This window comes from Pseudomonas sp. Irchel s3h17 (assembly GCF_900187505.1).
Lineage (GTDB): Bacteria > Pseudomonadota > Gammaproteobacteria > Pseudomonadales > Pseudomonadaceae > Aquipseudomonas.
On record NZ_FYDL01000030.1, the window covers coordinates 1 to 15,315 of the forward strand.

The 15,315-nt window shown below is 59.2% G+C and carries 10 protein-coding genes; 6 read left to right on the forward strand and 4 right to left on the reverse strand.

Features of this window, described 5'->3' with window-relative positions; genetic code table 11:
• Positions 1-566: 566 nt before the first annotated feature.
• Positions 567-1,049 (reverse strand): NUDIX hydrolase, encoded by a 483-nt coding sequence (locus tag CKW25_RS25390; RefSeq protein ID WP_095083694.1) that lies wholly within the window; start codon positions 1,047-1,049, stop codon positions 567-569.
• 303 nt (positions 1,050-1,352) lie between these two features.
• Between CKW25_RS25390 and CKW25_RS26745 the strand changes: the two genes are divergently transcribed.
• From CKW25_RS26745 to CKW25_RS25400, 3 genes are all read left to right on the forward strand, one after another.
• The gene (locus CKW25_RS26745) at positions 1,353-1,523 is read left to right on the forward strand and encodes a hypothetical protein (RefSeq protein ID WP_172736646.1); all 171 of its coding nucleotides are present in this window, start codon (positions 1,353-1,355) and stop codon (positions 1,521-1,523) included.
• A gap of 342 nt (positions 1,524-1,865) precedes the next feature.
• Positions 1,866-2,087 carry a hypothetical protein gene (locus CKW25_RS25395; RefSeq protein WP_256578030.1) on the forward strand — a complete coding sequence of 74 codons (222 nt, stop codon included), beginning with the start codon at positions 1,866-1,868 and terminating at the stop codon, positions 2,085-2,087.
• A gap of 17 nt (positions 2,088-2,104) precedes the next feature.
• Entirely contained in the window at positions 2,105-2,821 is a 717-nt protein-coding gene (locus CKW25_RS25400) for a LuxR C-terminal-related transcriptional regulator (protein ID WP_095083682.1), read from the forward strand.
• 294 nt (positions 2,822-3,115) lie between these two features.
• Here the strand turns inward: CKW25_RS25400 and CKW25_RS27215 are convergent, their stop codons facing one another.
• Together CKW25_RS27215 and CKW25_RS26560 are read right to left on the reverse strand one after the other, a co-directional pair.
• Positions 3,116-7,093 (reverse strand): S-layer family protein, encoded by a 3,978-nt coding sequence (locus tag CKW25_RS27215; RefSeq protein ID WP_256578033.1) that lies wholly within the window; start codon positions 7,091-7,093, stop codon positions 3,116-3,118.
• Between the two features lie 628 nt (positions 7,094-7,721).
• Positions 7,722-7,988 carry a hypothetical protein gene (locus CKW25_RS26560; RefSeq protein WP_143497490.1) on the reverse strand — a complete coding sequence of 89 codons (267 nt, stop codon included), beginning with the start codon at positions 7,986-7,988 and terminating at the stop codon, positions 7,722-7,724.
• A 150-nt stretch (positions 7,989-8,138) separates the two neighbouring features.
• On the opposite strand from CKW25_RS26560, the gene CKW25_RS25410 reads away from it, so the two are divergent.
• From CKW25_RS25410 to CKW25_RS25420, 3 genes are read left to right on the forward strand one after another with little or no spacing between them, the layout of a single operon-like run.
• Positions 8,139-9,923: a type I secretion system permease/ATPase gene (locus tag CKW25_RS25410; protein WP_095083684.1), complete on the forward strand. Its 1,785-nt coding sequence runs from the start codon at positions 8,139-8,141 to the stop codon at positions 9,921-9,923.
• Positions 9,904-11,217 (forward strand): HlyD family type I secretion periplasmic adaptor subunit, encoded by a 1,314-nt coding sequence (locus CKW25_RS25415; protein WP_095083686.1) that lies wholly within the window; start codon positions 9,904-9,906, stop codon positions 11,215-11,217. Before CKW25_RS25410 ends, CKW25_RS25415 begins: the two co-directional genes overlap by 20 nt.
• A gap of 2 nt (positions 11,218-11,219) precedes the next feature.
• A complete protein-coding gene (locus CKW25_RS25420) occupies positions 11,220-12,608 on the forward strand; it encodes a TolC family outer membrane protein (RefSeq protein WP_172736650.1) in 1,389 nt (462 codons plus the stop codon).
• A gap of 154 nt (positions 12,609-12,762) precedes the next feature.
• On the opposite strand, the gene CKW25_RS27220 is transcribed toward CKW25_RS25420, so the two are convergent.
• The coding region (locus CKW25_RS27220) for a DUF5801 repeats-in-toxin domain-containing protein (RefSeq protein WP_256578031.1) at positions 12,763-15,315 on the reverse strand (2,553 nt) is incomplete at its 5' end.

Sequence of the window (15,315 nt, forward strand, 5' to 3'; positions counted from 1 at the left end):
CTCAGCAATCGTTGGTTACATCTTTGATTTCTCGCGGAGTAACTTGTGATGCTGATAATCTTGTTGACTATCAGTCTGACTACACAAGCACCCACACGAATTGCTTGATTCAGTTGTTAAAGAGCGGCTGGTTAAGATCTTTCGTCTCAACCGAGGGGCGCATTCTACAGCAGCCTCTGTTGCTGTCAAGCGGTTATTTTCAGAAGTTTTCAAAGTTTCCCTTGTAACTTCAACCACTTGCGCTTTCGATCTCTCGTCAGCGGGAGGCGAATTCTACAGCGTTACACGCTGCTGTCAACACCTCTTTTTCAACTTCCTTCTGGCTTCGATGACCTGAAGCAACCTGCTGCCGAAAACTGCGTAACTCTTTGTTTACCAAGGAGTTTTCCGTTTCGACTGCGCCGGAAGTGGGGCGAATTATAGACAGATAAAATTCGCCGTCAACTGCTAATTCAGGATTTCTATCAGAAAGCCGAAAATGACCTGGAAACATCGGCTCCTATATAAGGAAAGGGGGACAGATCTATTCCCTCTACTCTAAACCTCCGCTCCTGGTCCAGAAACGCTCATGGCGCGAGGGCTTGATTCCAAGCGGGCGACTCAAACACACCGACCTCCTCCAGAATCGCAACTATTGATTCTGGCCAAACGGTTTTCTCAGTAGATCTCAGCTCGTCAGCTGACCACCAGTGATGATCCGCCATCACTTGAATTTCGTGCGAGGTCCATTCAGAGCGAGAGAGCACCTGGGTTGGCGCGCGCACAACGAAATACTGTTCAATCGAGATGACCCTCTCGCCGCTTGGCATCAACATGGGAAACCTGCGATTGGCCACGGACTCTCCAACGGCGCTGACCTGAATACCGGTTTCTTCGCGCAGTTCACGTATCGCCGCGACCTGGAACGTCTCGCCCTCTTCCAGGCCACCGCCAGGCGTTGCCCAGTGATCATGACCCGCCAACGCTCCTTCCTTATGAACAAACCTGAAAAGAAGGACCTTTCGACAGGGACTCACCACGAACAGTCTTGCTGATCTTCGCTCACGCATTTGACCCATATCTTCCCTGACTTCTTGAAATGTGGAGCACCGCCCCGATCTATCGAAGGCCACCGCCATTACCCGGAGCACTACGATAGGGCAATGATACTTCAGCCGGGTTGTCCCTGAAGCACTTCATCCAAGGTGAACATAGCGGCATGAGCACCTTGCCTCCCGAAAACCTTGACGACTGCGCGAACTACATACCGAGGCCGCTCAGTACCTGGTCGACGCGCACGCACATCGCGAACCGCTGGCGATTTCCCTGGGTCGCAGAGGCGTCCCCTGCCCTCCTTGCCTGAATATGCCTTGGTGCAAACGCACTACAGAAACGACGAGAACACCCTGCTCACGCAGGGCAACAACTTCGATGCGATCACCGGACGTGACCTGAAGCAGCCCTTGATGCAAGCCGGCAACAAAGCGTCGACGGTGTATGCAGGACGCCTACGTGTTGGCGCGAGCAACCGTTTTCATTTCTAGCCAGCATGACGGAGCGACCAGTGCTATTCGCTGATTTCGCCAAGGTCAGGCTCGTGCTGGAGTCCGTCAGAAAGATTGCGCCGATAATTTGACGCACTCGTTATCGGCGCACCTATCCGCACACCACTCGTCGATTAATTGACGACTTTGATCGGCATCAGACGCTGGTCACAGGTGGCCGCGGCGAGCCTAAGACCTTGATTTATGAGGGCTAGTGGCCACCATTGAAACATCAGCCGGGCAATCTGCATGAGGCTTGAGTCGACGACTGGCGGATGGATGGGCCGGCAGCGCGCTGAGCTGACCTAGACTCAGTTGACGGGCTCGATGGAGCACATTGCCATGTGCAAACTATTGATAACTACTTCTATTTATGTGGTCTCAATGGCTTGGCCCGGTTTTTGGAAACGTCCGCAACCCCCGCCCCTGCTGCGGGTTGCCAATACCCGGGCGGGCACCGTCAAGTCTTGTCGGCGTTCGCATTTTTCCTTCAATCGCGGTGGCCAGGCGAACGAACTGCTGATCCAGGAAGAACAGCGCGTGGAGGCCAGCGCTCGTTTTTAAAGGGGGTCAGGAAGATGATGCCGGACCACAGAAAACCCATACGCGTAATGCTGATCGATTGTCGCCCCCTCGTTCTCATGGGCCTTCACGACCTGATCAATGCCAAGAAGCCCCAGATGGAAGTGATCGGCCAGGCCATCACCTATACCCATGCGCTGGATCTCGCCGATCAGTTGCGCCCCAATGTGATTTTTTTCAGTTTCTTTCCGGATGCGCTGAATCCGCTGGAGGTCGTCGCGGGACTCACCCGCAACGCCGAAATGAAAGTGCTGGTGCTCAAGGGCCTGTACGAAGCCGTCCCCGTTGGCCAGGCGATAGAGGCAGGCGCACGCGGCATCGTGCTGGCGGAAGACCCGACGGAATCGATCATCCGGGCCATCATCAACGTCCACCATCACGACATCGGACTGGATAGAGCCTGGGCCGGTGGGCTTTCCGGCTATGCTGCGACCGGGCATATTCCCTTGAAATGCAATTTGGAGCAGATGAAGCAGGCACGGCTGACGCTACGCGAGAGGGAACTGATTCGCGCCATCGTGGGGGATCCGTCCGCCAAATACATGTGCATCGCCGGGCGCCTTGGCATCAGCGAGCACACCGTGCACAACCACCTCAGTAACATCTATCAAAAGCTTAATCTCATCAACCGCATCGACTTGCTGATGTATGCACTGAAGCACGGGCTGACCAATAGCGAAGAACCGCCCGAATCCGCTTGGGTGGAATTGGACTGACTGGTGGGTGCCACGGTGCGGCGCACTTGGTTATCGGCCAAGGGACAAATGTGCTCGTGTGCGCCCGGCAATCCCGGCAATACCATCTACCCGACCCCAAACACCCTGCCCCCCTGGTTTTGATGTGCTGCAGCGCCTGATGCTGTTTACGGCGTCGGTGTGCTTGACGGCATAGGCTTCGCCCCCCTCTTGAACCCAGGAAGCTCGTCTTGCCTCGTTGCCTCAGGAACGAAGCGGCCTGATGAAAACGGCCTGGCCCCTTGTGGGAGCCAGGCCGTGTGCCCGCAGCGGTTTTCAGACAATATCAGTGCTTACTATGTCGGTCACCCCGACCAGCTGGATGATGCTGGTGATACCGTTACCGTCGCCGTCGAATGCCAGGTAGCCGTCGCCTCCAACGACGCCAAAGTAGTAGTTCGTCGTGCCGTTCAGCGCGGTATCGGCGGCGGCTGTGAACGCCGCCAGGTTGGTGGCCGGTGCCAGCTCTTCGGTGTAGTTCGCCCCCGAACCCGCCGTCGTGAAGTCGAGCTTGTCAGTGCCGGTGGCAAAGCCGCCATTGATGACAGTCGAGACCATGGAGAGCAGCCCGTCGACGTCGGTGTCGGCGATCACGAACGTGTCCTCACCCGTTGAGGCCGTCACGCGGTTGTCGCCAACAATCGTCACGTCCAGGGTTTGCGTGGTCGTCGCGTCACTGTCGGCATCCGCCAGCACCACATCGAAGGTCAGGTGGGCATCCGGTGTCGTTGAGGACACGAAGCCGATGTTGACGATCTTGATGGGTTCGTTATTCCCCTCCGCCGTGTCGCCTCCGAAAGCTATCTGGGCATTGGTTGTTGCGCCCTCAACACCCGCAGTCGCTGGATCGTCGATGGCCCCATTGAGCTGGAACCCGGTCCCGCTTGTGAGTTGGGTCGATGTCACCACTTGCGCGCCCTGGATCGAGTAGTGTTCTCCGGTGAAGTTGTAGTCATTGCTCTCGAAGACCACGATGCCGTTTTGTGCCTGAGCCACGAATCCGTAGGCGGGCAGATCGGCATTGAAAATGTCGTCATTACCGGCTGAGTTTCCAACAATGAAGGTCCGATTGATTGTTGTCCCGGTAATGTCATCCACCAGCTTCAATACCACCACCATGTCTTTGCCTGCGCCAGGGCCGGCCTGTGTGAACTCGATAAAGATCGCCTTGCTCGTGGCCCTGTCCAAGGTAGGGTCATTGGTGACCCCTTTTGGATTCTCGGTGTAAAAGTCCAGATCAATCACCTCATCCGATTGGAGCGTGTCGCTGGCGGCGCCAATCGAATCCGATGAGACCGTGACATACCGTCGATCATTCGAGAACAAGCCTGTGACGGTGTCGTAAGCGAAGGTTTGGTCCGTCTCGTTTTCCACGCCGAATCCTTCGAACTGCACAAAGAAGTTGCTGGCAAGCGTCATCACCGAGACCTGCGGATTCGAGTCATCGGTCGTGTCTGAGTCAAGCACATAGCCCTGAAGGGGGTTACCAGGCGTCGAGGTGTTCAGGATGCTGAAGCTCTCAATCTCCTGAGCCAGTTTCAAGGTATAGGTGTCAGCCACCTTGTCAAAGATCAGCGTGCCGGTGGCGTTGGTGGTCGCTCCCTGCGCCGGGTTGTTGGACACGTAGGTGAAGCCCACGTTGAACACCGCCTGGCCATCCGTCTCCGAGACCCAACTTACCGATGTGTTGGTGATGGCGTTCGCACCCACCGTGACGCCCGTGAGGGCCACGGACAGGAAGTCGGAGTTCGACGCACTGTAAGGCGCCACATGCTTGTCCGCGCCAATCGAGTAAGCGAAGACGCCCGTTCCACCGAGATCCGTCAAAGCCCCCCCGTTGCTGCCGTTCGCGTAGACCAGATTCGACTTGGCCGTCACGATCGGAGTGTCGTCATCGACGTTGATCCCCAATGTGCCATCGGCCGTATCGCCATCACCATCGGTCACCCGGTAGTTGATGGTGAACGCCTGGTTGTTCTCGGTCAGGCCCGCCGCATGGAGGATCGGATTGTTTTGCTCCACCGTGTAGACGCCCGTTGCCGCGACCATCGTCAGCGTCAGCACCGTGGTCGTGCCCTGCTTGACCAACAGGCTGGTGCCATCGGCCACATAGGTGAAGCCGGTGGGCGCTCCGCTGGTCAGATAGGCCACCGTGCCGGCCCCGTCCTGGCCAAAATCGTGGCCCAGAGTGCCGCTTACGTCAGCCGAATCTGCATCGTCGCCCGTGCCGCCAGGATTGCCCGAGAGCGCATCGTCGTCGAGCAGCACCGTGTTGTTGGCCGACACCGCCGGTCCGTCGTCGTCGAAGTTGATGTCGTCGCCGATGTCGACGCTGTCAGTGCTGGTGTCGCCGTCGCCGTCGGTCACCGTCACCACCGCATTGATCAGACCGGTCAGATCAACCCGGTCGTCGTGGGCCGCCGCCGTACTGCCGGCGATGGGGTGCGTGAGCGAGACATACTGCGCCACCGCCACGTTGCCGTCCTGCAGCAGGGCAATCGCGAACGCCGCAGGATCCGCTACCGTGACCACGCCATTGGCCACGTCATAGCGGCCGACAATCAGGTCGCCTTCCTTGAACAACAGGATGTTCTTGCCATCGGTGGTGTTGAGCAGCGAGTCGGTACCGTCGCCGCCCACAATCGCCAGCGACAGCACTTTGGTTGCACCTTCCTGGTCCTGGCCAAAGCTGCTGAGCGCCGTGGTGGCCAAGGGCGTGGTGCTGATCGCGAACTCTGTCGGGTTCAAGTCCGTGCCCTTGTTCGTCACTTCCGTGTCGAACAGCGCCAGAACCGCCGCCGCGTCGTTGTCGCTATCCTGGTTGCCGGCCGTCTCGTCGATCGTCACCGCGCCGCCGCCATCGATCACGTCCGCGCTCGGTCCGTCGTCGTCGAAGATGATCTTGGAGCCGATTTCGGCGGTCGCAAGAGAGGCTTGGAGCAGCTTGAAGCCACCGATATCAAAATCGGCGTGGTTATTGCCCTTGGCATCGAGGGCCGCCCCGTTCTCGACGAGCACGCGGTTGTGATCCAACGTTGTGGTGTATTCAATCCGGTAGCCGGCTTTAACGCCGGTGATGGTTGCAACCCCGCCAACAAAGCTGATGAGAATAGCCGGATCATTCACCGATCCGTTTGAATTCTCGATCACCAGCCCGGTGCTAATGTTGATGACGCGAACATTGGTGATTGCAATCGCTGTATCACCCACATATCCGTTGATGAAATTCACGCCAGATTCAACAACGGTGCTGAATGCGCTGACTTTTACGACAGCACTCTTGCCGCTTTGTAACTGCACGACATCGAAAGTGGCCACCTTCGTATTGACGACGCCGGTAAAGTCGATGTTGGATTCAACATCGGCTTCGTTCTGATCCAGGTTGGGAATGGTCACATTCTGCCTGGCGCCCGTGACGAACGAAAAGCGGATGCCCTCCTGTTCCACAATCATCTGGTTGTTGGTGCCAAAGGTGGTCGGGCCACCCGCCTGGCTGGTATTGATCGTGTCGCCAGTCGTTATATTGGCGCCACTTGACTGGTCTGCGGGGTTCTTGCCGGTGGCGATGATGGTGGGATCCGTGATCCGCGTGACACCATCGACAACTTCAGTTGCCGGGGTCGCCTTCGTGAACATCAGGAACAGGTTCTGACCGGAGGGCGCACCGGCCAGACTGAATTCCAGGTCCTGACTGGCTCCGATGAAAACCTTATTCAGCAGATTGACCTGATCATCGTGGTTCGTAATATCTGGATGCTTGAGCGGTTCGTACTGCACGGTCCAGATCTTGCCGCCCGTGACCGGCGATCCGGTCTCTTCAATATAGGCAGCGAACACGATCGCGCCGGTGGAGCCCCCGGCTCGGCCCAGAACGATGTTGTTGTTCGTATCCGTATAGAGAAGGATATCGGTGCCATCGAGGGTATCCAGTCCGCTGTCCAAGCCATTGAGCGGTGCGCCAGTGCTGCCGACGAAGCTGATATCGGTAATGCCTCCTCCGGGCGCAGCGGTAATGGTGAACGCATTGCTGCCCGTGTTGCCCGCAGCACCCGTATAGCCACTCAAGGCAGCTTCCGTTGCGGTACCTGCCCCAAGCGCGGTCAAACGGGCAGAGAAGGCCGAGGGCAGGGATGCCACCAGAATGTCGTTGTCATCGTCAGCGGCTGCGCCGTTCTGCAACCCGGTTGTTTCGTCCAGCGTAACGTTCACGCCGGGCGTCGGATCGACGCTCAGAACGCTGTCCGTAAACGACATGGTCGCCACCGCGTCGTCAGCGGTACCGGACACACCATCCGCGCCCGCAGAGGCCGCCGTGAGCAGAAACGTCGCGCCTACCGAGTCATCAGGATTCACGTACCACGAAGTCGTGATGCTGCCGTTGACTTTGCCGTCGAGATCACCAGCGCCGCCGTCGGTCACGTACCAGGGCTCGTGTCCCTCACCGGTGTTGGTATTGAGCACATCATCGGGCGTGCCCCACACGTTATCCGCGCCAGCACCGGTGGCGTGCTCCACTTCAAACGCCACTGTGCTGCCGGCGGCGAAGCCGCTGGCCGTGATGGTGGCGGTGCTACCGGGTGCGTAGTCGCTTGAGTCGGTGGTAACGGTCGGAGTGTCCAGGGGGGTCGAATCGCTCGTGAGCGACGAGTTTTTCTTGCGCATAGTCATGACTTTCTCCCGAGCAATATCAGTCATAGAGGCCTGACCGTTGACCTATTTCAGCTACGTGCGACCACTATGGATAAGCACCGGGGATAACACATCGACCGATACTCCCAGCCGGGGTGGGAGTTTCAGACTACTTGGGAGGGAGGAGGAACGGGATCGCGCTAAGAGGCGGCGCCGCATATTTCGTTTGTGAATGAGGACATGGCGTCGGTACTCAAGGCCGCCCGGGCTTTGACCGTCGGCGCTTCGAATTGAATTTGAGCCAGCTCAGGCGGCCGGGTGCGGGGGCAGCTTCAGCCGGACAGGCGTCGTCGTGGTCAACGAAGTACCGCCTGTCGGTGCCGATGATCGGATTGTCATACGCGAAAGAAGGCGAACGACGAACGCCACAGGCCCGGGAATCCTGCGGATTGGCCAGGTAACCGTATACCTGGTACATCCCGCCAACCCGCGATGGCGGCAACAACACGTCGTAGAGCATCCTGGCCTCGAAGTCGCCGGCATCTTGCGCGCTCGTTACCGCTGGGTCATTGCAGGAGTCGTTGCCTGGGGCGATCCGGCCAATTGCTGCACGCAGTCGTCCCCCATGATCTAAGCTCCACAAAGGTTGGCTTTCCGAGCTGGAGTTTCCATGCGAAACACACCTGAAAACAGTCTGAAAAGTGCTTTGAAAGCCTGTAGAGACAGCTTTATTTCTGTTGGCTTTTTCAGCTTTTTCATCAACGCGCTAATGCTCGTTCCTACCTTCTATATGCTTCAGGTGTATGGGCGAGTAATGGCCAGCGGAAGTCTGACGACCCTGGCCATGCTGACGCTGATCATGACCGGGCTGGTGATCACGCTCGGCTCCCTGGAATGGGTTCGTTCACGCATCATGGTCCGGGTCAGTACCCGGCTGGATGTGTTGCTGAGTCGCCAGGTCTACAAGGCCAGTTTCAAACGGGCCCTGGACAGTGGCGGCATGGATGCTTCGGCCCAGTCGCTCAACGACTTGACGGGCTTGCGACAGTTTCTCTCCGGTAACGGTTTGTTCGCCTTTTTCGACGCCCCCTGGTTGCCGATCTATATCGCGGTGATGTTCATGTTTCATCCCTGGTTTGGCTGGGTAGCGACGGGCAGTGCCCTATTGTTGCTGGTGCTCGCCGTTGTCAACGAGAAGCTGACGGGGCCGCCACTGGCCCAGGCCAACAAGGAGCATATCGGCGCCACGCTCTACACCACGAAGAACCTGCGTAACGCCGAAGTCATCGAGTCCATGGGCATGCTTGAAACCCTGATGGATCGTTGGGGGCATCGGCAAAAAAACGTTCTGTTACTGCAGTCCCTGGCGAGCGATAGAGGGGCCATTGTCAGCACACTTTCCCGGACGTTCCGGATCCTCGTGCAATCATTGGTGCTGGGGCTGGGGGCGTACCTGGCGGTGGACCATCAGGTCGGGGCAGGCATGGTGTTTGCCGGGGCCATACTGCTGGGGCGTGCACTGGCCCCCATCGATCTGATCATCGGTAGCTGGAAGGGTTTTATTGCGGCTCGCTCGCAGTACAGCCGCCTGAAAGACATCCTCGACAAACAACAGGCGCAACCCGAGCGTATGTCTTTGCCTGCGCCCCAGGGGCACGTGCAGGTCGAGAATCTGATTGTCGCGGCACCTGGCTCGCAAACCCCGATCATCAAAAACATAAGCTTCACCGTACCTGCCGGTTGCGTGGTGGGAATCATCGGTCCAAGTGCCGCGGGCAAGTCGACCCTGGCCAGAGCACTGATGGGGGTATGGGTGCCACAGCATGGGGTGGTTCGGCTGGATGGCGCGGACATCAGCGCCTGGGACAAACATGAGCTGGGGCCGTATATCGGGTACTTGCCCCAGGACATTGAATTGTTCGAAGGCAGCATCGGCGAGAACATTGCCCGCTTTACCGAGGTCGATTCGGCGAAAGTCATTCTCGCTGCCAGGACCGCTGGCGTTCACGAAATGATTTTGCTGTTGCCCGATGGCTACGACACCGTCATTGGCAGCGAGGGCCTCATGCTGTCGGGAGGGCAGCGTCAGCGCATCGGGCTGGCCCGCGCCCTGTATGGCAACCCGCGGCTGATTATTCTCGACGAGCCCAACTCCAATCTTGACGAAGTCGGTGATCGCGCCCTGGCAGCAGCCATCCAACAACTCAAGCAGACCGGCGCGACCCTGTTTGTCATTACCCATCGAACCAACATCGTGTCGCAGCTTGACCGGATCATGGTGATCAGCGCTGGGGTTATCAGTCTCTATGGGCCACGCGAGCATGTGCTGGCCGAGCTCAACACGCTGCAAAAACAGGCACAAAAGCACGCCACGCCAGCCGGCGTCAGCATGGCTTCGGTCGATACCAGTAAAGGTGATGCCGATGAACCCTACGATGCCCAGTCGTCAAATTGAAAGCTTCGCCGACCTGCCGATAGCCGATCGTAAAATACGCCGCCTGGGCATTGCCATTGTCGGCGTGACGTTCGGCCTGTTCGGCACCTGGGCGGCGCTCGCGCCCCTCGACGGTGCCGCGTTCGCGCCGGGGGTGGTCACCGTGCAGGTTTACCGCAAAACGGTCCAGCATATTGAAGGGGGGATCGTCAAAGACGTACTCGTCCATGACGGTGACATCGTCAAGCGTGATGATCCGCTGATCATTCTTGATGATGCCCAACTGCGCTTCGAATACGAGATGGCTCGAAGCCAGTTGGTCGCGACCAGAGCCATGGAGGCAAGGCTCAGAGCCGAACGCGACACGCTGTCGGCAATCAGTTTTGGGGAGATAGCCAATCCCGACAATCTGCGAGGCGTAGAAGCGCGCCAGGGCGAGACCCAGGTATTCAACGCTCGGCAGGGTTCGCGGCTGGGCCAGATAGCGGTGCTGCGCGAGCGCATCGGCCAGTTGAATCAACAGATCAAGGGACTGGAATCGATGATTGGTACCAAGGTTTACCTGGAGAAATCCTACAGCGGTGAAATCGATGAATTGGGCGAGATGCTGAAGCAAGGGTTCGTTGACAAACAACGTCTGCTCGAGCAGGAACGCAAGCTGGGGATGCTCAGGTCGGAAGTGGCTGATCACCGCTCCACTATTAACAGGACCCGCCTGCAGATCAACGAAACACAGCTGCAGATTCTGCAAATCGACAAGGACTTCAATGCCGACGTCGTCAAGCAACTGGCCGAGGTTCAGACCAGGATGTACGACCTGCAAGAGAAAACCTCGGCCCTGGAAGACCGGCTCAATCGTATCGTCATCCGCGCACCCGAAGCGGGCATGGTGATCGGCATGACCGTGCACACCATTGGTGGTGTCGTGCGCCCGGCGACGCCACTGCTGGACATCGTGCCATCGGTTTCCGAGCTGGTCATAGAGGCCCAGGTGGAGCCGGTGGATATTGATCGTATCGCCATCGGCAAGCCTGCCGATATCCGTTTCGGCGCGTTCAACAGCTCGACCACTCCGGTGATCGCAGGCGAGGTCAGCAGCGTATCGCCTGACCGACTGACTAATGAAAAGACCGGGAATGCCTATTACCTGGCGCGGGTCCGGGTAACCGAGGACGGCGCCCGCACCTTGGGTGATCGCAAGTTGTTGCCAGGGATGCCGGCGGACGTGTTGATCATCACCGGGCAACGCACGCTGTTGCAGTACTTGATGCAGCCGGCCCGCGATGCCATGTCTCAATCGATGATCGAAGAATGACCGTGGGCGCGTCGGCGGTTCTACTGGGCGGTGCGTTCATGCTGGCAACGGCTGCCGCCCTGGCGCAAACCACTGCAGCAAAGCCGGCCGAGGTCAGTGCCTCGACGTTTTCCACCGACCTCATGCAGTTGTATCGCGAGGCGCGGCTGGAGGATCCACAGATATTGGCCTCCTTTGCGCAAGCACAGGCGGGTCAGGAGCATCAGCGCGAGGCCATGGGGGCGTTGTTGCCGCAACTGTCGTTCAACGCCGGGACGAACCGGATTCACCAGGAAAACGACCTGATAGAACAGAGTTACGATAACGAAAACTACAGCCTGGTGCTGCGTCAATACCTCTACAACAAGGCCGCATGGGAGAACTACCAAAAATTCAAAAGCCTGGCCAAGCAGTCCGAATCGGAAGCGCAGGAATCCCAGGCCGAGGCCACAGTGGAATTGGCGCGGCGTTACTTCACCGCGTTGGCGGCCGAGGATGAACTGGAGTTGGTGAGGGCGGAGCGTCGAACCACGCAAAAGAGCCTGGACCGAGTCAATGCGTTGTACGACAAGCAACTGGCATTGATTACTGATCAGCTCGACCTCAAGGCCAGGGTGGACTTGCTCGCGGCGCAGGAGGTGGATGCCCGCAACCAGGCCAGTATCAGTCGCGAGGCACTGGCGGAGATCGTCGGCCGGCCGGTCAAGGAGAAGCTCAACCGGATTCGCGATGATATGCAACTACGGGTTTCGGCCCAGAGCCTGGAGACCTGGGTCCGCGAGGGTATGGCGTTGAACCCGGCGCTCAAGGCCAACGAGAGCGGCGTCGAAGCCGCGGAGGCAGCGTTGCGCAGTGGCAAGGGCGGGCACTATCCGACCCTGAGTCTGAACCTGAGCGCACAAGAGACCAACGAGGGCTACAACAACTCCCTGACGCCGCGCACTGACAATTATGTCGCCGGCGTCAGCGTTCAGGTACCGCTGTACAGCGGCGGCTCGACTTCGGCGCGGGTCCGTGGGCTCTACCAGGATCAGCTTGTCGCCGAACAGGAACTGGAAGCGATCCGGCGCCGGGTGGTCAAGGAGATCACCAGTGCTTACCTGACCGCCAATTCGAACGGCGAAAAAATCGGCGCGAATCGCCTGGCCCTAGCCTCGGCACAGCTGTCCAGGGTGGCGGCAGAGAAAGCGCTGAGCTACGGAATGGTCAATGCCGTCGATGTACTGGCCAGCGTACGCAACGAATTCCGCGCTCGGCGTGACCTGCTCAAGACGCAATACGAATTCCTCAGTAACGTGTTCACCCTCAATCGCTGGGCGGGAAAACCGCCGGCCGAAAGTGTCGAAAGTGTGAATGGCTGGTTGAGTGCCGGCAGTTCCGGCCAGGCCATGGGCGTTGAATCCGAGTATTAGACAGGCGAAAGGTTGCCTGGTCATTCAAACGGGTGATGGCCTCCTTTCAAGGCGTGGCGTTGTCCGCAAAACCTGAGGCGACTCATAGAACGACTAGAAACAATGCGAGGGTGGTTCCTACACCACCCTCGCCTCTTTTTACCCACGCGATGCCTCAGACGCCGCCATGAACAATGTCGGTATTCAGTAGATCGACCCCGACCAAGGTGATGGTGGTTATTTGTCCACCCGTCTCGGCAATCGTCACGATGCTATCTGCGCCGGTATTATCGATCGATTGGACAGTGGCGCTCGGGTCGCCGTTGAGCACCAGCGTATCTTGCACGCCTGGGCCCGTATCGAAGCCGGTGACCTGGTACAGGTTCTCGTCGACTGACAAATCGATGTTGAAGGCATCACGCTCGCCGCCCGTGCCAACCAGCCTGAAGTCGAAGAGCGCATCGGCCGAATCGTTGGCGAACAGGTTGGCGTCGAACGCACTCGTCGCCGAGTCCCCATCCTTGTCTGTCAGCGTCGCATTGAACGCCAGCTTGACATCGCTGGCCAGGCTCTCGCTCTCCGTAATGAACTGGATCACCGGGATCTTGATCTCGCCCCGGGCCATCGTGAGCTGCACAGCATCGATCAACGCCGTGCCCGCTTTCTCAATGAGGAAGGACACCTGGCCGCCGTCCTCCGGCGTCAGGCTGTTCACCTCGATGAGGTTCGAGAACGTGCCATCCTCGTAGTAGACCCTGTAGTACAGGTCCTCGGTCGCCGTGTTGTAACCCCCCACGGAGTTATCGATGAAGATCTTCATGCCCGTCAGCAGGCTCTCCGGATTGATCACGAAACTTTCATCGGCGGCGCCGATTGCCGCCAGGTTGTCTCCCTGGAACAGGTTGTTGGCCACGCCGATGCCGGCCGTACTGACGTTCATGGCCGCCGGGTCGATATACGACGGCAGCGGGTTGGTCTGTAGCGCGGCTTCAGTGGGGTCGGGGGCTCCGAGCCCGATGCCGGTGAAGATGTCCGCAGTCGACGCCAGCGCCTTCGCGGAAAAGAACACTACCTCCTCGGATGCCGAAGGAATCGCCGGGTTATTCGTCTCCGGAATCAACAAGGTGCGCACTGGATCCGGGCCGCCGGCAGCGAGTGAGCCGTCGGCACTGCTGAGTACGATCGTCGAGTGGAAGCCTTGCACCAGGTCCAGTGCATAGCTGCCATCGGCGAAGGCCGTCAGTGTGTAGTCGACGCTGGTATCCGCCGTTGCGGCGTTGTTGTCGAAATCACCGGTCAACTTCCCGGCGAATTGGTACGCACCATTGGCGTCCGGTGAGGGCGCCAGCTCATTGAGCGTGCCGGTCCCGGTCGTGGTCGTGTTGTCGGGCCTGACGAGGGTGAACTGGCCATTGACCAACGAGATATCCAGACCGGCCGCCCCCAGCCCGTCGGCTCCCGCCGAACTGTCCCAGAACCCGTATTGGGGAAGGACGCTACCGGTCCCGATCAGGTTGCCGAACGCGAGTGATGGTCCGTCGTCCTCGAACACCAGGTTCTGGCCGATGTTAAGGGTCGCGTGGGCGCTGTCGCCGTCCTTGTCGGTCTTGGTTGCCGTCAGCGTCACCAGGTTGTCCGAGGTCAGGCTCGTCGCATCATCGGGGTTGGCTGCGTTGGGATGCACCACTGCCCGAATCTGGTCGAGTGTGACGTCACCGTTAGCGGCGACGCTGACGGTGAACACCAGCAGGCCGGTGGTGGCCGTCTTGCCCTCCACCACCGCGCCGTTGAGCGACAGGTTGACCGCCTCACCGGTGGCCGTGTCGGTCAGCCCGGAGGCCCCCACCACCACGCCCAGCGCATAGGTCAGGGTGCCAGCCCCATCGGCGCCAAACGCCGAGGTGAAGTTGGCGGCAAAGCTCTTGGTATCGTTGGTGGTCAGTACCGTCTCGTCCACCGTCAGCGTCGGCTCTACGCCAGTGGTGCTGATGTTCGGTCCGTCGTCCTCGAACACCAGGTTCTGCCCGATGTTGAGGGTCGCGTGGGCACTGTCGCCATCCTTGTCGGTCGTGGTCGCGGTCAGCGTCACCAGGTTGTCCGAGGTCAGCGTCTTCGAATCATCGGGATTGGTGGTGTCGGGATGCACCACTGCCCGAATCTGGTCGAGTGTGACGTCACCGTTAGCGGCGACGCTGACGGTGAACACCAGCAGGCCGGTGGTGGCCGTCTTGCCCTCCACCACCGCGCCGTTGAGCGACAGGTTGACCGCCTCACCGGTGGCCGTGTCGGTCAGCCCGGAGGCCCCCACCACCACGCCCAGCGCATAGGTCAGGGTGCCAGCCCCATCGGCGCCAAACGCCGAGGTGAAGTTGGCGGCAAAGCTCTTGGTATCGTTGGTGGTCAGTACCGTCTCGTCCACCGTCAGCGTCGGCTCTACGCCAGTGGTGCTGATGTTCGGTCCGTCGTCCTCGAACACCAGGTTCTGCCCGATGTTGAGGGTCGCGTGGGCACTGTCGCCATCCTTGTCGGTCGTGGTCGCGGTCAGCGTCACCAGGTTGTCCGAGGTCAGCGTCTTCGAATCATCGGGATTGGTGGTGTCGGGATGCACCACTGCCCGAATCTGGTCGAGTGTGACGTCACCGTTAGCGGCGACGCTGACGGTGAACACCAGCAGGCCGGTGGTGGCCGTCTTGCCCTCCACCACCGCGCCGTTGAGCGACAGGTTCAC

Bases quoted from the DNA above. Each gene is read 5' to 3' on its own strand.
- CKW25_RS27215 (WP_256578033.1), bottom strand. From the start codon at position 7,093: ATGTCGTTTACGGACAGCGTTCTGAGCGTCGATCCGACGCCCGGCGTG.
- CKW25_RS26560 (WP_143497490.1), bottom strand. From the start codon at position 7,988: ATGCTCTACGACGTGTTGTTGCCGCCATCGCGGGTTGGCGGGATGTAC.
- CKW25_RS25390 (WP_095083694.1), bottom strand. From the start codon at position 1,049: ATGCGTGAGCGAAGATCAGCAAGACTGTTCGTGGTGAGTCCCTGTCGA.
- CKW25_RS25410 (WP_095083684.1), top strand. From the start codon at position 8,139: ATGCGAAACACACCTGAAAACAGTCTGAAAAGTGCTTTGAAAGCCTGT.
- CKW25_RS25415 (WP_095083686.1), top strand. From the start codon at position 9,904: ATGCCCAGTCGTCAAATTGAAAGCTTCGCCGACCTGCCGATAGCCGAT.
- CKW25_RS25395 (WP_256578030.1), top strand. From the start codon at position 1,866: ATGTGCAAACTATTGATAACTACTTCTATTTATGTGGTCTCAATGGCT.
- CKW25_RS25400 (WP_095083682.1), top strand. From the start codon at position 2,105: ATGCCGGACCACAGAAAACCCATACGCGTAATGCTGATCGATTGTCGC.